This window comes from Crenobacter caeni (genome assembly GCF_010435965.1).
GTDB classification, from domain to species: domain Bacteria; phylum Pseudomonadota; class Gammaproteobacteria; order Burkholderiales; family Chromobacteriaceae; genus Craterilacuibacter; species Craterilacuibacter caeni.
In genome coordinates, this window is record NZ_JAAGAA010000016.1 from 1 (window position 1) to 19436 (window position 19436).

Genomic DNA, 19436 nt, shown 5'->3' on the forward strand with positions numbered 1-19436 from the left:
TACGCGATACAAGATTCTACCGTCGTGGAGGTTCCACGATTCGGCTTCTGTAATTTGACAAGTTAATGTCTGGTGGCCATAGCGAGGTGGTCCCACGCCTTCCCATCCCGAACAGGACCGTGAAACATCTTAGCGCCGATGATAGTGTGGCATTCGCCATGTGAAAGTAGGACACCGCCAGACGCCCCATCCGCAGACCCCCGACTGAATCAATCAGTCGGGGGTTTTGCTTTGTGTGCGCGCGAAAAAATCCTTCGGCTCATTCAGCGGACTACCGCGAGACGATATTTTCCGGCATAGCCACACGGTTTTTGTCGAAAATCAAATAATCATAAAATAATAATGGAATGTATTTGCTAGGGAAGGCTAAGCTTGCCGCACCCGATTTCCAAGCAAACTGGAGGCATTCCATGTCTTACCTTCGTGTCGCACCGCTGACGGCAGCCTGCCTGGCTGCCCTTTCCATGTCCGCCTTTGCCGCGCCGCTCGACGCAGCCAAGGTCAAGGCGACGGTCGAAGGCCAGTTCCCGGCATTTGTCCAGGACCACAAGACGATCACCGAGATCGAGTCGCCGACCGGCGACAAGGCGGGCAGCCGCAAGATGGCCGAGTGGCTGAAGGCCAAGTTCGAGCCGCTGGGCTACACCGTGAGCTTCCGCGAGAACGACAGCAGCACCCACGTGATCGCCCGCAAGAAGGGCGAGGGCAAACAGCGCGTCCTGATCCTCGGCCACACCGACACCGTGCAGCCGGTCGGCAGCCTGGCCAAGCAGCCGTACAGCTTCGATGCCAAGACCGGCATCGCCAAGGGTCCGGGCGTCGGCGACAGCAAGGCGTCCGTCGCCCAGTTGCTGCATTTCGCTGAGAGCCTGGAAAAACTGGGTTACAAGAACTACGGCGAGATGATCTTCTACTTCGACGGCGAAGAGGAAGTCGGCTCCGACCTCGAGGAGCAACTGCTCGAGGAACTCTCCAAGCAGGCCGACCTGACGCTGTCCGTCGACACCTCGCGTCCGGACTGGGGCCTGACCACCCAGCGCAAGTGGTCGGCCAACTACGACCTCAAGGTGCACGGGGTGACCGGCCACGCGGGTAACGCGCCGCAGTCGTCGGCCAGCGCGACAGTCGAACTGGCCAACCAGATTACCCGCATCATGAAGCTCGCTTCGCCGCTGCCGAAAGACCCGGCGCAGTTCTCCGCCGAAGGGCTGAAAAAGCGCGGCCTGAGCGACCACGGCCAGTTCATTCCCGAAGTGTCGATCAACTTCGGCGTGATCGAGACCGGCAACAAGAAGCGCAACAGCGTGCCGGCTGACGCGCTGGCCAAGTTCGAGGTGCGCGCGTACGACCCGGCGCTGATGCAGAAGATCGATTCCGCGATCAAGAAGATCGCCGCGACCCCGAGCGTCGGCGGCACCCGCATCGAGCTGAAGGGCCCGTTCTCGACGCTGCCGGCAATGGCCAAGACGCCGCAGGCGGCCCGCATGGTCGAGTCGTACAAGAACATCATCAAGCAGCAGTACGGCGCCAAGGTGGTCGAGTGGTCCGGCGGCGGCGTGACCATCGGCAACTTCACGTCCAAGCATATCCCGACCATCGACGGCCTGGGCGTGGAAACCGACTACGAGCACGACCTGAACAAGGAGACGGCGGACCTCAAGACCTTCGCACCGCGCACCGTCGGCATGATCCTGCTGCTGGACGACATCGCCAACAACGGCCTGGCCGCCAAGAAGTAAAGCAAGCCTCCCAAGCCAAAGCGCCCCAAACTGGGGCGCTTTTTGTTTGTGCGGCCTGCGCGGCTGTGAAGGCGGTACTTACTCGTTCCCCTGCTCGAGGCCGAGCTCCTGGATCTTGCGGGTCAGGGTGTTGCGTCCCCAGCCGAGCAACTGGGCGGCCTCGACGCGGCGCCCGCCGGTGTGCGCGAGACCCGCGCGGATGCAGGTCAGCTCGAAGCGCTGCACCAGCTCGTCGATGATGCCTGTCTCGCCGGCGGCGAGCCTCTGCTCGACCTCGGCAGACAGCTGTGCGCACCAGTCGCTGCCGGCGGCAACCGGCGCGGTGCTACTGCCCTGGACCTGGCGGAACTCGGGCGGCAAGTCGCTCACGTCGACCGTCTGCCCGGGCGCCATCACGGTCAGCCACTGGCACAGGTTTTCCAGTTCGCGCACGTTGCCGGGGAAGGGCGCGTCGCAGACGGCTGCCATCGCGCCATCGGTCAGGCGCTTGCTGTCGACGCCCAGTTGCAGGGCGCTGCGCGCGAGAAAGTGGCGCAGCAGCAGGGGAATGTCTTCGCGCCGCTCGCGTAGCGGCGGCAGGCGCAAGCGGATGACGTTGAGGCGGTGGTACAGGTCTTCGCGGAACTGGCCTTGCCGCACGCGGTCCTCGAGGTTCTGGTGCGTCGCGGCGATCACCCGCACGTTGGCGCGGATCGGGGTATGCCCGCCGACCCGGTAGAAGTGCCCGTCGGAGAGCACGCGCAGCAAGCGGGTCTGCAGTTCGGTCGGCATGTCGCCGATCTCGTCGAGGAATAGCGTGCCCCCTTCGGCCTCCTCGAAGCGACCGCGCCGAGTCGCCGCCGCGCCGGTGAACGCGCCCTTTTCGTGGCCGAACAGCTCGGATTCGAGCAGGTCGCGCGGGATGGCGGCGGTGTTGATCGCGATGAACGGCCGGCTCGCGCGTACCGAATGGCGGTGTAGTGCCTCGGCGACTCGCTCCTTGCCGGTGCCCGATTCGCCGGTGATCAGCACCGTCACGTTCGATTGCGACAGGCGGCCGATGGCGCGGAACACGTCCTGCATCGCCGGCGCCTGCCCCAGCAGCGCGGGCAGCGCCTCCTCGCCGTGCGCGTCGTCGCCGGCGTCCCCGTACTCGGCGAGCGCGCGCTCGATCAGTTGGACGGCCTGGTCAACGTCAAACGGCTTGGGCAGGTACTCGAACGCACCGCCCTGGAACGCCGAGACGGCCGAGTCGAGGTCGGCGTGCGCCGTCATCACGATCACTGGCAGCGCCGGGTGCTCGGCCTTGAGTTTGGCGAGGAACTTCAGCCCGTCGGTACCCGGCATGCGGATATCGCTGATCACCGTCTGCGGCGTGTGGTCGTACAGCGCGTTGAGCGCGTCGTCGGCGGTACTGAAGCTCGTGTAGCGGATGCCGGCGCGGGTCAGCGCCTTTTCCAGCACCCAGCGGATGGCCTTGTCGTCGTCGACGATCCACACCGGATTGAGCATGGTCTCTCCTCGTTTCTTATGGTCTGGTCGCCTGCTGCACGCCGTCGTCCGGCCTGAACGGCAGGGTGACGGTGAAGCAGGTGTGGCCCGGCCGGCTGTCGAACTCGATGGCGCCCCCGTGCTGGTGCACGAAGGCCTGTGCGAGGGTCAGGCCAAGCCCGGTACCTTCGGCGCGCCCGGTGACCAGGGGGTAGAACACATGGTCGCGGATCGCCTCGGGGATGCCGGGGCCGTCGTCGATCACTTGCAATTTCAGTGCCAGCGGGTAGCGCCTGCGGGCGAGGGTGACCTGGCGGCAGATCCGCGTCTTCAGGAGAATGTTGCCGCGGCCGTGCATCGCCTGCGCCGCATTGCGCACCAGGTTGAGCACCACCTGGATCAGCTGCTCCTTGTCGGCGACCAGTTGCGGCAAGCTGACGTCGTAGTCGCGGCGTACGCACAGGCCGCTGCGGAACTCGGCGAGCACGACGCTGCGTACGCGTTCGAGGATTTCGTGGATATTGGTTTCACTCGAGACCTGCCGCTGCTGCGGCGCGAGCATGCGGTCGACCAGCGACTGCAGGCGCAACGCCTCCTCGCGGATCACCTGCGTGTATTCGAGCAGCTCTTCGCGGCCGGCGAGCTCGTGCTCGAGTAGTTGCGCCGCGCCGCGGATGCCGCCCAGCGGGTTCTTGATCTCGTGTGCGAGGTTGCGGATCAGCTCGCGGTTGGCGTGCTGCTGCAAGAGCAGCCGCTCCTCGTTGGCGATGCGCTTTTGCTGGTCGATCAGCCTGAGCTCGATCAGCGCACGCTGCGCGCCGTGGATGGGGGTGACGGTCAGCCCGATCGGCAGCGTCTGCTCGTTGCGCAGCGTGAGCTCGAGGTCGTGTTCGATGAAGCTCGCCTGCTGCGAGAAGGCGTTGCCGACCGCGTGCTCGAGCGCGCGGGCGTCGGTGAACAGGTCGTACAGGCGGTGCCGGTTCAGCTCGCGGCGGCCGGCGCCGAACAGGCTTTCGCTGGCCGGATTGGCGTAGGCCACGCGACCGTCGGCCTCGATGATGAGGACCGGCGTGTCGAGAAGCTCGAGTCCTTCGTAGCTTGGCGCGTGCATGGGCTCTCCCTGGGGGTATTGCAGCCCTGGCTAGCAAGAAACGCTCCTGCCCGGGGCAGAGGCCAGCATGCACGACGCACCAATCTGGTGCAAGCAATGGCCCCTACTGGCCCAGCTCCTTTTGCAGCGCCGCCACATTGCGCTCGCGGTCCTGCACCTGCGCACGCAGCTTGCCCTGGTCGGGCTGCCGTTTGGCTTCCGCGTCGAGCAGGGCGCGGCGTGCCGCATCGAGCGCCTGCTGTTCGTTGGCAAGCTCGGTCTGCAGGATCTGGCGGCGACCGCTGTCGCGCTGTTGCTGGGTGCTCGCCGAGACGCTGGGGAAGTTGCCCGGCGCCGGGACGGGGGGGCGGCTGCTTGCGCGGGGCGTGCGAGCGGCTTGACCGCCCTGGGTACCCGTCACGCGCACGTCGATCTTCTGCGCGCCGCGCACCGGGATGTTGCTGTAGGTGACATGCCCGTCCTGGTCGACGAACTTGTAAATGGTCGTCGCCGCCGCGTGGGCGCAGGCGACGCCGAGCAGCAGGGCAGTGAGAGACTGGAAGATGACGCGTGGCCGGTTCATGGCGAAATGATAAGGAAATCGGAGGCGCCCGTCATGAAAAAACGGCAGCCGAGGCTGCCGTTGTTGCCGTTAGCGCGGGTGCTTACAGGCTGTAGTACATCGCGAACTCGACCGGGTGGGTGGTCATGCGGGTCAGGTTTACTTCCTTCATCTTCAACTCGATGAATGCGTCGATCCACTCGTTGGAGAATACGCCGCCACGGGTCAGGAACTCGCGGTCCTTGTCCAGTGCCGCCAGCGCCTCGTCCAGCGACGCGCACACGGTCGGGATCAGCTTGTCCTCTTCCGGCGGCAGGTCGTACAGGTTCTTGTCGGCCGCGTCGCCCGGGTGGATCTTGTTCTGGATGCCGTCAAGGCCGGCCATCAGGAGCGCGGCGAAGCACAGGTACGGGTTGGACAGCGGATCCGGGAAGCGCGCCTCGATGCGGCGGCCTTTCGGGTTCGCCACGTGCGGGATGCGGATCGAAGCGGAACGGTTCTTCGCCGAGTACGCGAGCTTGACCGGTGCCTCGTAGTGCGGCACCAGACGCTTGTACGAGTTGGTGCCCGGGTTGGTGATCGCGTTCAGGGCCTTGGCGTGCTTGATGATGCCGCCGATGTAGTAGAGCGCGGTGTCAGACAGGCCCGCGTAGCCGTCGCCGGCGAACAGGTTCTTGCCGTCCTTCCAGATCGACTGGTGCACGTGCATGCCGGAGCCGTTGTCGCCGACGATCGGCTTGGGCATGAAGGTCGCGGTCTTGCCGTAGCTGTGCGCGACGTTTTGGATCACGTACTTCATGATCTGGGTCCAGTCGGCGCGCTGGGTCAGCGTGCTGAACTTGGTGCCGATTTCCATCTGGCCGGCGGTGGCCACTTCGTGGTGGTGCACTTCGACCGGCACGCCGAGTTCTTCGAGCAGCAGCACCATGGCCGAACGCAGGTCCTGGCCGGAGTCGACCGGCGGGACCGGGAAGTAGCCGCCCTTGACGCCCGGGCGGTGGCCGGTGTTGCCGCCTTCGAATTCCTGCGCGGACGCCCAGGCTGCTTCTTCGGACTTGATCTTGACGAAGGTGCCCGACATGTCGGTGCCCCAGGTCACGCTGTCGAACACGAAGAATTCCGGCTCCGGGCCGAAGTAGGCGGTGTCACCCACGCCGGAGGCCTTCAGGTAGGCTTCCGCGCGCTTGGCGATCGAGCGCGGGCAACGGTCGTAGCCCTTGCCGTCGGCCGGGTCGATCACGTCGCAGCTCATGAATACGGTCGGCTCGTCGAAGAACGGGTCGATCTTGGCGGAGGCCGGGTCGGCGATCAGCAGCATGTCGGACGCCTGGATGCCCTTCCAGCCGGCGATCGACGAGCCGTCGAACGCGTGGCCACGCTCGAACCACTCTTCGGCGTCTTCGGTCAGCACGTGCGCGGGGATGGTCACGTGCTGCTCTTTACCGAGGGTGTCGGTGAAACGCAGGTCGACGAACTTGACGTCGTTTTCTTCGATCAGTTTCAAAACGTCTGCAACCGCCATAATGGTCTCCTTGAGAGCGTAGCGTATTCGGGTGAGGGGACTGCGATGCCTGACAAAAAGCATGAACCGTGCCAGCTGCATTTTGGTGCCGACACCATTCTGCCATAAGTAAAACGGCTTGTTGATGTGGTAGTCATGCACCTTGATGGTGAATTTTGTGGTGCACGTGCACTAATGTGGTGCATTGGTGTGGCTTGGCCATGCCTGCCCGACGCGCTATGCTCGATCCTGTCTGATCTTGATCCCTGAGCGAGGAGCCGGCGATGAGCGAAGTGGGCACCATCCTTGAAAAGGCGCACCAGCGTGCGCAGGAATTTGCGCTGCCGTATTCCGGCGTCGTGTTGCCGCAGGAGGCGTGGACCTTGCTGCAGGCCTTGCCCGAGGCGCGCCTCGTCGACGTGCGCTCGGCGGCCGAATGGCAATTTGTCGGCGGCGTGCCGGGCGCGGTGTGTGTCGAGTGGAAGACCTGGCCGGGCATGCTGCCCAATCCGGACTTCCTCACCCAGTTGCAGCGTCAGGTCGACCCCGAGGCGGTGGTACTGCTGCTGTGCCGGACCGGCGCGCGTTCGGACGACGCGGCCCGGCTGCTGGCGGCCAACGGTTACGCCAGTGTGTACAACATCGCCGAAGGTTTCGAGGGCGAGCGCGATAGTGCCGGCCACCGCGGCGGCGTGAACGGCTGGCAGGCGCACGGCCTGCCCTGGCAGCAGGCCTGACGCGCGTTCTCATGCCGATGGGTTGCTGAGAGCCCCCCGGCGACGCTAAAGTGTCCGCGATTCCCATCCACCCGGCGGCTCTGGCCGCCCAAGACGACCCCGACATGACCGATCGCTACGCCGTCGTGGGCAACCCGGTTGCCCATAGCCAGTCCCCGTTCATCCACGCCGAGTTCGCACGCGAATGCGCGCAGGATATCCGTTACGAAAAGCTGTTCGCCGGGCTTGGCCAGTTTGCCGAGGCCGCGCGTGCCTTCTTTGCCGAAGGCGGCAAGGGGCTGAACGTCACCCTGCCGTTCAAGGGCGATGCCCGCCGCCTGGCCGACGAACTGAGCGAGCGCGCAAGGATGGCCGACGCAGTCAACACGCTGGCGCTGTTGCCGGACGGCCGCCTGTACGGCGACAACACCGACGGTGTCGGCCTGGTGCGCGACATCGTCGACAACCTGGACATCCCGGTTAGCGGCAAGCGCGTGCTGGTGCTCGGCGCCGGCGGCGCGGTGAGAGGCGTGCTGGGACCTTTGCTTGCCGAAGGGCCGGCCCAGGTGACCATCGCCAACCGCACGCTGATCAAGGCCGAAGCGATCGCCCACCACTTTGCCGCCCAGGGCGAGGTCGAGGCGGTCGGCTACGACGAACTGGCCGGCCGCCACTTCGACATCGTGATCAACGGCACGTCGACCAGCCTGTCCGGCGAGTTGCCGCCTATCCCGCACGGCCTCTTTTCCGCGCGCACGCTGGCCTACGACATGGTGTACAGCAAGGGGCTGACCCCCTTCCTGCAGCGTGCGCAAGCCGAGAACGCAGGCATGCTGGCCGACGGGCTGGGCATGCTGGTCGAGCAGGCTGCCGAGTCGTTCCGCATCTGGCGCGGCGTGCAGCCGCCGACCCGCACCGTGACCAACCTGCTCAGGGAAGTGCTGGCCTGACCTCCCGTGCCGGGTGCGCCCGCGGCGTGCCCGGTTTTTTCACGCCGCAACCTGTCTGCTTCTGATGCGCCTTGCTTTCAAGCTTCTGGCAGCGCTGTTTGCGCTGATCCTTGTCTACTACCTGTGGATCTTCGGCCATCTGGTGTACTGGCGCGGCAACAATCCGACCGCCAGCGCGTTCATGGACGCACAACTGGCCCGATTGCAGGAAGAAAACCCCGATGCCGAACTCAGGCACCGCTGGGTGCCGTACGAGCGGATCTCGCCCAACCTCAAGCGCGCGATCGTCGCCGCGGAGGACGCCAAGTTCGTCGACCACGAGGGCTTCGACTGGGACGGCATCGAGGCTGCGTTCGAGAAGAACCTCAAGCAGGGGCGCATCGTCGCCGGCGGTTCGACCATCAGCCAGCAACTGGCGAAGAACCTGTTCCTGTCGGGCAAGAAGACGCCGTGGCGCAAGCTCGACGAGGCGGTGATCACGGTGATGCTCGAGGCGGTGATGGACAAGCGGCGCATCTTCGAGATCTACCTGAACGTGATCGAATGGGGCGACGGCGTGTTCGGCGCCGAGGCGGCCAGCCGTTACTACTTCAGGAGCAGCGCAGCACGCCTGTCCGCACCGCAGGCGGCGAGGCTCGCCGCGATGGTGCCCAACCCGCGCTATTACGACGCGCACCGCAACGCGTCCGGCCTCAAGCGCAAGAGCAACATCATCCTGCGCAGGATGCGCTATGCGGAAATACCCTGACATGGCACGCGCTGGAAGGCGCGTCGCCGGCCATGCTACAATCCCCGCTTTCCTTCGTTCCTGCCGCGCAAACGGGCGCGGTAATCGTATGGACTTACCCAGTTATCCGATAACGACAACGACCCGGGTCGAACCGACCCAAGCCACCCGCCGCTAAACACCCGTGCGCGTATCCGCCGCCGGCCGCGGCGGCAGGAGACGTGCATGACGGTTCTCGAAAAGAAAACCACCGATCGTCTGCAGGATAGTCTTGTCCAGGTGCAGCGCCTGATCGAGCGCCACCATCTGGTCGAGGAGCTGGTCCATCGCCAGGACATGCCGAGGCATGCGCTGGTCGAGGACCTTGTCCACAAGCAGAACCTCGTCGAGCTCAAGCAGAAGCTCGAACAGCTGCACCCCGCCGATATCGCCTACATCCTCGAGGCGCTGCCGCTCAACGAACGCCTGCTGGTGTGGGAGCTCGTCAAGAGCGAAAACGACGGCGAGATCTTGCTCGAAGTATCCGACGCGGTCCGCGAGACGCTGATCGAGTCGATGGACGCGCACGAGCTGGTCGCCGCCGCCGAGACGCTCGACGCCGACGAACTGGCCGACCTCGCGCCCGATCTGCCGCGCCAGGTCGTCTACGAGGTGATGGGCGCGCTGGACGACGAGGAACGCGAGCAACTGCAGTCCGCGCTGTCCTACGAAGAGGGCACGGTCGGCGCGCTGATGGACTTCGAGCTGGTGAACATCCGCGCCGACGTGTCCTGCGAAGTGGTGCTGCGTTACCTGCGCCGCTTCGACGAGCTGCCGCACCATACCGACAAGATCTTCGTGATCGACGACGACGAAGTGCTCAAAGGCGTGTTGTCGATCAGGAAGTTGCTTGTCTCCGACCCGGACGCCGAAGTGTCCGAGGTGATGGCGACCGACGTGGTGACCTTCCACCCGGAGGACGACGCGGAGAAAGCGGCACTCGCCTTCGAGCGCTACGACCTTGTCACCGCGCCGGTGGTTGACGACGCCGGCAAGCTGATCGGCCGCCTGACCGTCGACGAGATGGTCGACGTGATCCGCGAGGAGTCGGACAGCGAAGTGCTGAACCTGGCCGGCCTGAAGGAAGAGGAAGACCTGTTCGCGCCGGTGATCGACTCGGTGAAGAACCGCTGGGCGTGGCTGGCGATCAACCTGTGCACCGCCTTTCTCGCCAGCCGGGTGATCGGCGTGTTCGAGGGGGCGATCCAGCACCTGGTCGCGCTGGCTGCGCTGATGCCGATTGTCGCCGGGATCGGCGGCAATTCGGGCAACCAGACCATCACCATGATCGTGCGCGCGCTGGCGATGGGGCAGCTGCAAGTCGCGCAGGCGTGGCGGCTGTGGCGCAAGGAGCTGGGCGTTAGCGTGATCAACGGCGTGGTGTGGGGCGGGGTGATCGGCTCGGTCGCCTGGTGGCTGTACGGCAGCTTCCCGCTGGGGCTGGTGATGACCGCGGCGATGACGCTGAACCTGGTGCTGGCGGCGACGCTCGGCGTGCTGATTCCGGTGCTGATGCAGCGCGCGGGGCGCGACCCGGCGGTCGGCTCCAGCGTGCTGATTACCGCGTTTACCGACTCCGGCGGTTTCTTCATTTTCCTCGGGCTCGCCACCCTGTTCCTGATGTGATGCCGACGATACGCGAATTGATGGCCGGCTGCGGCCTGCCCAGGTTGGAGGCGAGGCTGCTGATGATGGCCGCGTCCGGTTTCGACCGGGTGCGCCTGATCGCGCACGACGACGAGACCCTGCCCGGGCACGCGCAGGCCGCCTTCGAGGCGCTTGCCGCGCGCAGGCGCGCGGGCGAGCCTATCGCCTACCTGTTGGGCGAGCGCGAGTTCTACGGCCGCGTGTTCGCAGTGTCGCCTGCGGTACTGATCCCGCGCCCGGAGACCGAACTATTGGTCGACACCGCGCTGGCGCGCGTCGACCGGGGCCGGCCGTGCCGGGTGGTCGACCTCGGTACCGGCAGCGGCGCGATCGCGGTGACGCTGGCACTGGAGGCGCCGGCGTGGCAGGTGGGCGCGGTCGACCTGTCGGCCGACGCGCTCTTTGTCGCCCGTGGCAACGCCGAGCGTCTGGGCGCAACGGTCGGTTTCCTGCAAGGCAGCTGGTACGCGCCCTTGGGCGGGGAGACTGGCTTCGCGTTGATCGCTTCCAACCCGCCGTATATCCGGGCGGACGACCAGCATCTCGGGCAGGGCGACGTGCGCTTCGAGCCGTCGCTCGCACTGACCGACGGGGCCGACGGGCTCGCCTGCCTGCGCGAGATCGCCGCCGGCGCGCCGGCGCGGCTGGCAGCGGGGGGCTGGCTGATGGTCGAGCACGGTTTCGACCAGGGACACGACTGCCGCGCGCTGTTTGCCGCGGCCGGGCTGTCCGCGGTCGAGACGCTGCAGGATCTGGCCGGGCTCGACCGGGTGACCGTCGGCCAGCGCGCATGAAAAAAGGCAGCCCTCTGGCTGCCTTTTTTGCGGTCGGAAGACGCGCTCAGTGATGGTGGCCGTGTTCGCCGTGGGCGTGGCCGTGGGCGACTTCGTCGGCGGTCGCCGCGCGCACGTCGGTGATCTTGGCCTTGAAGCGGATGGCCATGCCGGCCAGCGGGTGGTTGGCGTCGACCACTGCCTTGCCGTCGGCAATGTCGGTGACGCGGAACAGCAGCACGTCGCCGGTTTCCGGATCGTCGGCTTCGAACATCATGCCGACTTCGATGTCGGTCGGGAACACGTCGAGCGGCTCGATGCGGACCAGTTCTTCTTCCGGGTCGCCGAACGCGTCGTCCGAGGTCATCAGCACGTCGATGGTGTCGCCGACCGACTTGCCGTGCAGCGCTTCTTCGACCAGCGGGAAGATGCCGTCGTACCCGCCATGCAGGTAGGCGATCGCTTCTTCGGACTTGTCGAGCAGGTTGTTGTCGGTGTCGAACATCTCGTACTCGAGCGTCACGACGGAGTTTTTGGCGATTTGCATTGAAATTGGCTTTCGTGCTGGTGTGGTCGGGACAGCGGGCCGCGCGGGGCGGACTGCCTGGCGAGGCGCGGATTCTGACGGCGCCAGCCGGTATTGTAAACCATTGGAGGAGTGATGACCCTTGAGGCAAACGGGATCGGCGTGCTGGGCGGCATGTCGGCCGAAACCTTTCTGTGCGAGTACTGGCACAAGAAACCGCTGCTGATCCGCGGCGCGTTGACCGAGGTCGGCGCACCGGTCGACTTCGCCATGCTCAGCGAACTGGCCAGGCGTGAGGACGCCGAATCGCGGCTGATCGAATGGAAGGGCGGACACTGGCACCTCGAGCGCGGCCCCTTCCGCGCCGGGCGTTTCAAGCGGCTGGGCGATACCGACTGGACGCTCTTGGTGCAGGGGGTTAACCAGCTGCTGCCGCATGTCGACGAGATCCTGTGGCGTTTCAACTTCATCCCCTACGCGCGGCTGGACGACCTGATGATCAGCTACGCGCCACCGGGCGGCACGGTCGGCCCGCATTTCGACTCCTACGACGTGTTCCTGTTGCAGGTGGGCGGGCGCAAGCGCTGGCAGGTGTCGGCGCAGGACGACGAGCGCTTTGTCGAAGGCGAGCCGATCAAGGTGCTGCAGGACTTCCGTTGCGAAGAGGAATGGGTGCTTGAGCACGGCGACATGCTGTACCTGCCGCCGCGCTACGCGCACTACGGCGTCGCGCTTGAGCCGGGGATGACCTACTCGATCGGCTTCAGGGCACCGACCTCCCAGCAGTTGGCGACCGAGTTCCTGGTCTACCTGCAGGACAGGGTCTGCCTTGAAGGGCGCTACGCCGACCCGGGACTCATGCCGCAGCGGGAGCCGGCGCGCATTCCCGACGCGATGGTCGACCAAGTGGCCGAACTGCTCTCGCAGGTGCGCTGGGATCGTTCGACGGTCGCCGATTTTCTCGGCCATTATCTGACCGAGCCCAAGCCGCACGTGTTTTATGAGGGGCCCGACGAGGAACTGGACGAGGACGCGTTCGCCGTGGCAGTCGAGGCGCACGGCGTGGTGCTGGATGCGAAGACCCAGCTGCTTTACGGCGGGGGTGTGCTGTATTGCAACGGCGAGCGGCTGGAGGGGGCCGACCCCTCTGTTGTAGAGTGGCAACAACTGGCCAACCAGCGTCGTCTGGCGCCTGTGCAGGCCGGGCATGACATGCTGGAGGCCCTGTACCAGGGCTACCTCGACGGCTACTGGCGTCCGGGGGCAGATTGATGGCGCAATAATACAAACGGATGCTTGATGTGGCGGCCAGTCATGGCTATCATTTTGCTTCGTTTGAAGGTGGGTCTGGCTGGGTGTTGCGTTGCAGTATCAGCGGCGCTTCAGAGTGAAAAATTTCCGGAGAGTTCCACTTCCCAGAAAATTTTTTCGTGCTAGAATCGTCTTCACAAGCATTCTGATCAGGTCCCGGGTGGGGTCTGGCTGAAGTTAACGTCTTGTTTTTACACTTATCGCAAAGGTATACAAAAATGAAACAGTCGCTCCTCGTTGCTGCCCTGCTGGCCGTAGCTCTGTCCGCTTGTGGCAAGAAAGAAGAAGCTGCTCCGGCTGAAGCTTCCGCCCCGGCCGTCGAGGCTTCGGCTCCGGCCGTTGAGGCTTCCGCTGCTGTGGTTGACGCATCCGCTCCGGCTGCTGACGCTTCCGCTCCGGCTGCTGACGCTTCCGCTGCTCAGTAATCGCTTTTGCGATAGTGAAAAAACCCGCTGCGGCGGGTTTTTTTGCGTCTATCGCGTGCGGCGGCTGGCTTGCCGGTGTTGCGTGCAAACAAAAACCCCCGCTTGAAGCGGGGGGTGTCCGTTGTGGGGCTACAGCTTAACGCAATTGCTCTTCGAGCTTGCGGGCGAACTGCTCGGCCATCTTGGCGGGCAGCGGCTGGCCGGCCTTGTCGAGGAACGAGATGTCGGTGCGCTTGGCGTCGCTCTTGAGCATGATGCGGTATTGTTCGTCCTGCTGGGGGGCGGCCGACTTGCCGTCGCGCCAGAAGGCGAGGCTCTGCCAGAAGCCGCTGTCGTCGGCCTTGCTTTGCGCGTCGGCCTTGGCGGGCTTGACGTAGTAGATGCCCTGCGAGCGGTCGCGGTCGGTGACCAAGAGGCCCACGCGGTCGAGCGCGAGGCCGACCCGGCGCCAGGCGCGGTCAAAGTCGTCGTCGACCACGACCTGATTGCCCTCGACGCGGGCGCGCTGCACGGCGGGCGCCTGGGTCTGCGCGGCCTTGGCCGACGCCTGGGCCTGCGCCTCGCTGCTGCCCAGGAGGACCATGAAGCGGGCGAGGAACTCGGTCTCGAGCTCGGGGTCGGCCGGGCGCGGCTGCCACTTGGTCTCGCTCTTGCCCTCGTTGACGTAGGTCTCGTACATCCCGCGGTGGGTGAAGTAGACCTCGGTGCCGTTGGCGGTGCGCTCGAGGCGGATGCGGAACTTGTCGCGCTCGGGGGTCGACATCACGCCGCCCAGACCCACGCCTTCGAGCAGGCGACGTACCGGATCCATGCCCAGCTTGGCGCGGTTTTCGGCCCAGTCGGTTTCCATCAGGCCGATATCGGGCTCTTCGCTCTTGATCACGAAGCCGTTGTCCTGCCAGAACGCCTTGAGCAGCGGCCAGACCTGTTCGGGTTGCTTGCCGTCGATCACGAGCCAGCGCTGCGTGCCGCCGCGCTCGATGCGCGCGTTGGTCGGGGTGGCCAGCAGCGCGCTGTTGCCGGCGGCGGCCACGGTTGCGGTGTTCGGCTGCGGCGCGTTGTTGCTGTACGCGTTGAGCGACGCGGTGCCGCTGTCCGGCAGCTGGTAGCGGTTCTGGATTTGCGGCGCGGTCAGGTCTGGCGGCATCTCCAGGCTGGTCTTCTTGTCGACCTTGGTGTCGGACTGGTAGTCGAGCGGTTTCTCCAGCGGCGCGTTGCTGCCGCACGCGGCGAGCGTGCCGGCCAAGAGCGCCGCCAGGGTGGTGTTGCGGGTGGTTTTCATCGGTCAGATCACTCCGGCCTGTTGCATGGCGGTTTCGACGACGGGCTTGGTGCCCTCGCCGATGGGTTCGAGCGGCAGGCGGATGCCGGCGGGGATCAGCCCCATCCGGTGTAACGCCCACTTGGCGGGGATCGGGTTCGGTTCGACGAACAAGTGCTTGTGCAGGCCCTGCAGCGGGTCGTTGATCGCGCGCGCCTCGCGCACCTGGCCGCCGATGGCAGCCTTGCACAGGCGGCTCATCGCGGCGGGCGCGACGTTGGCGGTGACCGAAATCACGCCGTGGCCGCCGCACAGCATGAACGCCATGCCGGTCGGGTCGTCGCCCGAGTACAGCGCGAAGCCCTCGGGCGCGCGGCGGAACAGGTCGCAGGCGCGGCCGAGGTCACCGGTTGCGTCTTTCAGGCCGACGATGTTCGGGATTTCGGCGAGCTTGAGCGCGGTGTCGTTGCACATGTCGGCGACGGTGCGGCCCGGCACGTTGTACATGATCAGCGGGATGTCGACCGCCTCGGCGATCGCGCGGTAATGCCGGTAGATGCCGCTTTGGGTCGGCTTGTTGTAGTAGGGGACGACCGACAGCGTCATGTCGGCGCCAAGTTCCTGCGCGTGGCGCGACAGTTCGATCGCCTCGGCGGTGCTGTTGGCGCCGGTGCCGGCGATCACCGGGATGCGGCCTGCGGCGTGCTTGATGACGGCCTGCACGACGGCGAGGTGCTCGTCGACGCTTAGCGTGGCGGATTCGCCGGTGGTGCCGACCGCGACGATGCCGTCGGTGCCGTTTTCGATATGAAAGTCGACGAGGCGATTCAGTGCTTCGAAATCTACCCGGCCATCCTCGAACATCGGGGTGACCAGAGCTACCAGGCTACCGGTGAGCATAGTTGGGCCTACGTTTTTATTGGCAAAGGCTTCAGATTGTAGCGGAATTCGCGAAGCGGGCAAAAGAGCGGCACAGCGGTGTTGCCACACTGCAGCAGCGCGCGCGTCTATGGTAGAATCTCCCGTTTTTCCGAAGACTTACGGCCGACCGGCCCGGGGATTCCTGAAGTGATTACTACCAGCAACATTACCATGCAGTTCGGCGTGAAGCCGCTGTTCGAGAAAGTTTCGGTCAAGTTCGGCGAGGGCAACCGTTACGGCCTGATCGGTGCCAACGGCTCTGGCAAGTCGACCTTCATGAAGATCCTTGGCGGCGATCTCGAACAGACCTCGGGCGAGGTCGCGATCGAGAACGGCCTGCGTCTGGGCAAGCTGCGTCAGGACCAGTTCGCCTACGAAGACCAGCGCGTGATTGACGTCGTGCTGATGGGCCACGCCGAGATGTGGGCGGCCATGAGCGAGCGTGACGCGATCTACGCGAACCCGGAAGCGACCGAAGACGACTACATGCACGCGGCCGAGCTTGAGGCCAAGTTCGCCGAGTACGACGGCTACACCGCCGAAGCGCGTGCGGGCGAGCTGCTGCTCGGGGTCGGCATCCCGCTCGAGCAGCATTTCGGCCCGATGAGCGAGGTCGCGCCCGGCTGGAAGCTGCGCGTGCTGCTCGCGCAGGCGCTGTTCTCCAACCCGGACATCCTGCTGTTGGACGAACCGACCAACAACCTGGACATCAACACGATCCGCTGGCTCGAGAATGTGCTGAACGAGCGCAACTCGACGATGATCATCATCTCGCACGACCGCCACTTCCTGAACCAGGTGTGTACGCACATGGCGGACCTCGACTACAACACGATCCGCATCTACCCGGGCAACTACGACGACTACATGATCGCGTCGACCCAGGCGCGCGAACGCCAGTTGGCCAGCAATGCCAAGGCCAAGGAGCGCATCCAGGACCTGCAGGAATTCGTCGCCCGCTTCTCGGCGAACAAGTCGAAGGCACGCCAGGCGACCAGCCGCCTCAAGCAGGTCGACAAGCTCAAGGCCGAGATGGTCGACGTCAAGCCGTCCAGCCGGCAGAGCCCGTTCATCCGCTTCGAGACCGACGACCGCTTCAAGCTGCACCGCCAGGCGGTCGAGGTCGACGGCCTGTGCAAGGCGTACGACGACAAGGTGCTGTTCAGGAAGCTGGGCTTCATCCTCGAAGCCGGCCAGCGCCTGGCGATCATCGGCCCCAACGGCGCGGGCAAGTCGACGCTGGCCAAGCTGCTCGCCGGCGCGTTCGAGCCGGCGTGGGCCGAGGGCGTGAGCGCCGACTCGGGCACCATCAAGTGGGCGGAAAAGGCCAAGGTCGGCTACTTCGCGCAGGACCATGAGGCGGACTTCGATTCCGACGAGACGCTGACCGAATGGATGCGCGAGTGCGGCCAGGAGGGGGACGACGAGCAGGTGATCCGCGGTACGCTGGGCCGCCTGCTGTTCGGCAGCGACGACGTGAACAAGGCCGTGCGCGTGCTCTCCGGCGGCGAGAAGGGCCGCATGCTGTACGGCAAGCTGATCCTGCTCAAGCCGAACGTGATGATCATGGACGAGCCGACCAACCACATGGATATGGAAACGATCGAGGCTTTGAACATGGCGCTCGAGAAGTACAAGGGCACCCTGATCTTCGTATCGCATGACCGCCAGTTCGTCAGCTCGCTGGCGACCCAGGTGATCGAGCTGGACGGCAAGGGCGGCTTCGACCATTACATGGGCGACTACGAGGCCTACCTCGAGAGCAAGGGCATCGAGTAAGCCCTTACCCGTTTCATCGGAACCGCCGGCTTGCCGGCGGTTTTTTTATGCGCGCCAAGCGTATGGAGTCTTTGCTTTACCGTAAATATGCAATGAGCTATATTGCAACGCGCCAATTTCATGCTGCAATGCAATGCAGCCAGGCGTATCCATAACGATAAAAACCACGCGGCAAGCCGCGAAGGGCGATGGCAGGAAGGTGCCGGCTTCGCCGGCCTCCCGGACCCGTGTACAAAGGAAGAATCATGCGTTTGAAAGGCAAAGTATCGATCATCACCGGCGCCGCCAGCGGCATCGGCAAGGCTACCGCCGAGAAGTTCGCCCGCGAAGGGGCGATCGTCGCGGTGTGCGACCTCAATATCGAGGCGGTCAGCACGGTGGTCGAGTCGCTGAAGGTGTCGGGTGCCGAAGCCGTCGGCTACCAGGTCAACGTGACCGACAAGGCGCAGATCGCCGCCATGGTCGCCGACCTCAAGGCGCGCTACGGCCGCATCGACGTGCTGGTGAACAACGCGGGCATCGTGATGGACGCGCAGCTCTCCAAGATGACCGACGACCAGTTCGACAAGGTGATCGACATCAACCTGAAGGGTGTCTACAACTGCGCGAAGGCGGTGGTCGACACCATGATCGAGCAGGGTGGCGGCGTGATCCTGAACGCCTCGTCGGTGGTCGGCGTCTATGGCAACTTCGGCCAGACCAACTACGCGGCGACCAAGTTCGGCGTGATCGGCTTCGTCAAGACCTGGGCGAAGGAGTTGGGCAAGAAGGGCATCCGCGCCAATGCGGTGTGTCCGGGTTTTGTCGCCACGCCCATCCTGAAGGCCATGCCGGAGAAGGTGATCCAGGCGATGGAAGAGAAGGTGCCGATGAAGCGCATGGCGGCTCCGGAAGAGATCGCCAACGTCTACGCCTTCCTCGCGTCCGACGAAGCCAGCTACATCAACGGCGCCGCGATCGAGGTGACCGGCGGCCTGACGCTGTAAGCTGTCCCGCCCATGAACAAGCCCCGCCGAGTGCGGGGCTTTGTCGTTGGGGCGGCCGCGTCAGTCGTCGTGGTCGGCGTGCGGGTCGTGCGCGAGCAGCGCGGCGTCGACCTCGCGCCGGTGCAGGTGCGGCGCGAACAGCTCGATGAAGGTGTACGCGAAGCCGCGCAGGTAGGCGTCCTTGCGGATGCCGATCTTGGTGGTCGACGGCAGGAACAGGTGGGCGGCGTCGATCGCGGTCAGCTGGTCGTCGCGCTCGGGCTCGAACGCCATGCTGGCGATGATGCCGACGCCGAGACCCAGCGCGACGTAGGTCTTGATCACGTCGGTGTCGATCGCGGTGAGCACCACGTTGGGGCTGAGGCCGGCCTCGGCGAACGCCTTGTTGATCTTGGAGCGGCCGGCGAATGCGAAGTCGTAGGTGATGACCGGGTAGGCGGCGATGTCGGCGAGCGTCAGCGGACGGTCCAGCAGCGACAGCGGGTGGCCGTTCGGCACGACGACGCTGCGGTTCCACTTGCAGCAGGGCAGCATCGCCAGTTCCTTGTAGAGCTCGATCCCCTCGGTCGCGATCGCGAAGTCGGCCTCGCCGGCGACGACCATCTCGCAGATCTGCGTCGGGCTGCCCTGCTTGAGCGACAGCCTGACCTTGGGGTGGCGGCGCACGAATTCGGCGATCACCTGCGGCAGCGCGTAGCGTGCCTGGGTATGGGTGGTCGCGATGGTCAGCGCGCCTTCGGATTCGCGCGAGAATTCTTCGCCGACCCGCTTGAGGTTCTGCGCCTCGCGCAGGATGCGCTCGGCGATCTTCAGCACTTCCTTGCCCGGCTCCGAGACCGACACCACGCGTTTGCCGTTGCGGATGAACACCTGGATGCCCAGCTCGTCCTCGAGCAGGCGGATCTGCTTGGAGATGCCCGGCTGCGAGGTGTGCAGTTTCTCGGCGGCTTCCGAAACGTTGAGGCCCTGGCGGGCGACCTCGACCAAATAGCGCAGTTGCTGCAGTTTCATGC

General features: G+C 65.2%; 17 protein-coding genes and 1 rRNA gene. 10 read left to right on the plus strand and 8 right to left on the minus strand.

The window, feature by feature from the left end; all coding sequences use genetic code 11:
* Positions 1-68: 68 nt before the first annotated feature.
* Positions 69-183, plus strand: a 5S ribosomal RNA gene (rrf, locus tag GZH52_RS15150).
* 227 nt (positions 184-410) lie between these two features.
* Positions 411-1739, plus strand: coding sequence for a M20/M25/M40 family metallo-hydrolase (locus tag GZH52_RS15155; RefSeq protein WP_163317724.1), 1329 nt, complete (start codon positions 411-413; stop codon positions 1737-1739).
* Between the two features lie 78 nt (positions 1740-1817).
* Here GZH52_RS15155 and ntrC read toward each other — a convergent pair whose 3' ends face one another.
* The 4 genes from ntrC to glnA all read right to left on the minus strand — a co-directional run bounded on the left by ntrC (position 1818) and on the right by glnA (position 6383).
* Positions 1818-3230, minus strand: a complete 1413-nt coding sequence (gene ntrC, locus GZH52_RS15160) for a nitrogen regulation protein NR(I) (RefSeq protein ID WP_163317726.1) — start codon at positions 3228-3230, stop codon at positions 1818-1820.
* A 16-nt stretch (positions 3231-3246) separates the two neighbouring features.
* Positions 3247-4320: a nitrogen regulation protein NR(II) gene (gene glnL, locus GZH52_RS15165; protein WP_163317735.1), complete on the minus strand. Its 1074-nt coding sequence runs from the start codon at positions 4318-4320 to the stop codon at positions 3247-3249.
* Positions 4321-4423: 103 nt separating this feature from the next.
* Positions 4424-4882, minus strand: coding sequence for a DUF4124 domain-containing protein (locus GZH52_RS15170; protein WP_163317736.1), 459 nt, complete (start codon positions 4880-4882; stop codon positions 4424-4426).
* 82 nt (positions 4883-4964) lie between these two features.
* Positions 4965-6383 carry a type I glutamate--ammonia ligase gene (glnA, locus tag GZH52_RS15175; protein WP_163317738.1) on the minus strand — a complete coding sequence of 473 codons (1419 nt, stop codon included), beginning with the start codon at positions 6381-6383 and terminating at the stop codon, positions 4965-4967.
* Between the two features lie 263 nt (positions 6384-6646).
* Here glnA and GZH52_RS15180 point away from each other — a divergent pair, with 263 nt between their 5' ends.
* The 5 genes from GZH52_RS15180 (at position 6647) to prmC (ending at position 11235) form a co-directional block, all read left to right on the plus strand.
* Positions 6647-7099, plus strand: a complete 453-nt coding sequence (locus GZH52_RS15180) for a rhodanese-like domain-containing protein (RefSeq protein WP_163317740.1) — start codon at positions 6647-6649, stop codon at positions 7097-7099.
* 104 nt (positions 7100-7203) lie between these two features.
* Complete coding sequence (gene aroE, locus GZH52_RS15185; RefSeq protein WP_163317817.1) at positions 7204-8028, plus strand: shikimate dehydrogenase; 825 nt, start codon at positions 7204-7206, stop codon at positions 8026-8028.
* Positions 8029-8092: 64 nt separating this feature from the next.
* Positions 8093-8776 (plus strand): monofunctional biosynthetic peptidoglycan transglycosylase, encoded by a 684-nt coding sequence (gene mtgA / locus GZH52_RS15190; protein WP_163317742.1) that lies wholly within the window; start codon positions 8093-8095, stop codon positions 8774-8776.
* A 204-nt stretch (positions 8777-8980) separates the two neighbouring features.
* Positions 8981-10420, plus strand: a complete 1440-nt coding sequence (gene mgtE, locus GZH52_RS15195; protein ID WP_163317744.1) for a magnesium transporter — start codon at positions 8981-8983, stop codon at positions 10418-10420.
* Positions 10420-11235 carry a peptide chain release factor N(5)-glutamine methyltransferase gene (gene prmC, locus GZH52_RS15200; RefSeq protein WP_163317746.1) on the plus strand — a complete coding sequence of 272 codons (816 nt, stop codon included), beginning with the start codon at positions 10420-10422 and terminating at the stop codon, positions 11233-11235. The genes mgtE and prmC overlap by 1 nt, the downstream gene beginning before the upstream one ends.
* A 46-nt stretch (positions 11236-11281) precedes the next feature.
* On the opposite strand, the gene GZH52_RS15205 is transcribed toward prmC, so the two are convergent.
* On the minus strand, positions 11282-11761 hold the full coding sequence (locus tag GZH52_RS15205; RefSeq protein ID WP_163317748.1) for an FKBP-type peptidyl-prolyl cis-trans isomerase: 480 nt from the start codon (positions 11759-11761) through the stop codon (positions 11282-11284).
* Positions 11762-11875: 114 nt separating this feature from the next.
* Between GZH52_RS15205 and GZH52_RS15210 the strand changes: the two genes are divergently transcribed.
* Positions 11876-13012 (plus strand): ribosomal protein uL16 3-hydroxylase, encoded by a 1137-nt coding sequence (locus tag GZH52_RS15210; protein WP_203525801.1) that lies wholly within the window; start codon positions 11876-11878, stop codon positions 13010-13012.
* Positions 13013-13612: 600 nt separating this feature from the next.
* On the opposite strand, the gene bamC is transcribed toward GZH52_RS15210, so the two are convergent.
* Positions 13613-14758, minus strand: a complete 1146-nt coding sequence (gene bamC, locus GZH52_RS15215; protein WP_163317750.1) for an NlpB/DapX family lipoprotein — start codon at positions 14756-14758, stop codon at positions 13613-13615.
* Positions 14759-14761: 3 nt separating this feature from the next.
* The gene (dapA, locus tag GZH52_RS15220) at positions 14762-15637 is read right to left on the minus strand and encodes a 4-hydroxy-tetrahydrodipicolinate synthase (RefSeq protein WP_163317752.1); all 876 of its coding nucleotides are present in this window, start codon (positions 15635-15637) and stop codon (positions 14762-14764) included.
* Between the two features lie 168 nt (positions 15638-15805).
* Here dapA and GZH52_RS15225 point away from each other — a divergent pair, with 168 nt between their 5' ends.
* Positions 15806-17437, plus strand: a complete 1632-nt coding sequence (locus GZH52_RS15225) for an ABC-F family ATPase (protein ID WP_163317754.1) — start codon at positions 15806-15808, stop codon at positions 17435-17437.
* Positions 17438-17682: 245 nt separating this feature from the next.
* Positions 17683-18423 carry a 3-oxoacyl-ACP reductase FabG gene (gene fabG / locus GZH52_RS15230; RefSeq protein WP_163317756.1) on the plus strand — a complete coding sequence of 247 codons (741 nt, stop codon included), beginning with the start codon at positions 17683-17685 and terminating at the stop codon, positions 18421-18423.
* Between the two features lie 60 nt (positions 18424-18483).
* On the opposite strand, the gene cysB is transcribed toward fabG, so the two are convergent.
* Positions 18484-19434, minus strand: coding sequence for an HTH-type transcriptional regulator CysB (gene cysB, locus GZH52_RS15235; RefSeq protein WP_163317765.1), 951 nt, complete (start codon positions 19432-19434; stop codon positions 18484-18486).
* Between the last annotated feature and the right edge of the window lie 2 nt (positions 19435-19436).

What these genes read in the sequence shown, in the direction of transcription:
- GZH52_RS15155 (WP_163317724.1), top strand. Translation starts at nt 411, where the DNA reads ATGTCTTACCTTCGTGTCGCACCGCTGACGGCAGCCTGCCTGGCTGCC.
- ntrC (WP_163317726.1), bottom strand. Translation starts at nt 3,230, where the DNA reads ATGCTCAATCCGGTGTGGATCGTCGACGACGACAAGGCCATCCGCTGG.
- glnL (WP_163317735.1), bottom strand. Translation starts at nt 4,320, where the DNA reads ATGCACGCGCCAAGCTACGAAGGACTCGAGCTTCTCGACACGCCGGTC.
- GZH52_RS15170 (WP_163317736.1), bottom strand. Translation starts at nt 4,882, where the DNA reads ATGAACCGGCCACGCGTCATCTTCCAGTCTCTCACTGCCCTGCTGCTC.
- glnA (WP_163317738.1), bottom strand. Translation starts at nt 6,383, where the DNA reads ATGGCGGTTGCAGACGTTTTGAAACTGATCGAAGAAAACGACGTCAAG.
- GZH52_RS15180 (WP_163317740.1), top strand. Translation starts at nt 6,647, where the DNA reads ATGAGCGAAGTGGGCACCATCCTTGAAAAGGCGCACCAGCGTGCGCAG.
- aroE (WP_163317817.1), top strand. Translation starts at nt 7,204, where the DNA reads ATGACCGATCGCTACGCCGTCGTGGGCAACCCGGTTGCCCATAGCCAG.
- mtgA (WP_163317742.1), top strand. Translation starts at nt 8,093, where the DNA reads ATGCGCCTTGCTTTCAAGCTTCTGGCAGCGCTGTTTGCGCTGATCCTT.
- mgtE (WP_163317744.1), top strand. Translation starts at nt 8,981, where the DNA reads ATGACGGTTCTCGAAAAGAAAACCACCGATCGTCTGCAGGATAGTCTT.
- prmC (WP_163317746.1), top strand. Translation starts at nt 10,420, where the DNA reads ATGCCGACGATACGCGAATTGATGGCCGGCTGCGGCCTGCCCAGGTTG.
- GZH52_RS15205 (WP_163317748.1), bottom strand. Translation starts at nt 11,761, where the DNA reads ATGCAAATCGCCAAAAACTCCGTCGTGACGCTCGAGTACGAGATGTTC.
- GZH52_RS15210 (WP_203525801.1), top strand. Translation starts at nt 11,876, where the DNA reads ATGACCCTTGAGGCAAACGGGATCGGCGTGCTGGGCGGCATGTCGGCC.
- bamC (WP_163317750.1), bottom strand. Translation starts at nt 14,758, where the DNA reads ATGAAAACCACCCGCAACACCACCCTGGCGGCGCTCTTGGCCGGCACG.
- dapA (WP_163317752.1), bottom strand. Translation starts at nt 15,637, where the DNA reads ATGCTCACCGGTAGCCTGGTAGCTCTGGTCACCCCGATGTTCGAGGAT.
- fabG (WP_163317756.1), top strand. Translation starts at nt 17,683, where the DNA reads ATGCGTTTGAAAGGCAAAGTATCGATCATCACCGGCGCCGCCAGCGGC.
- cysB (WP_163317765.1), bottom strand. Translation starts at nt 19,434, where the DNA reads ATGAAACTGCAGCAACTGCGCTATTTGGTCGAGGTCGCCCGCCAGGGC.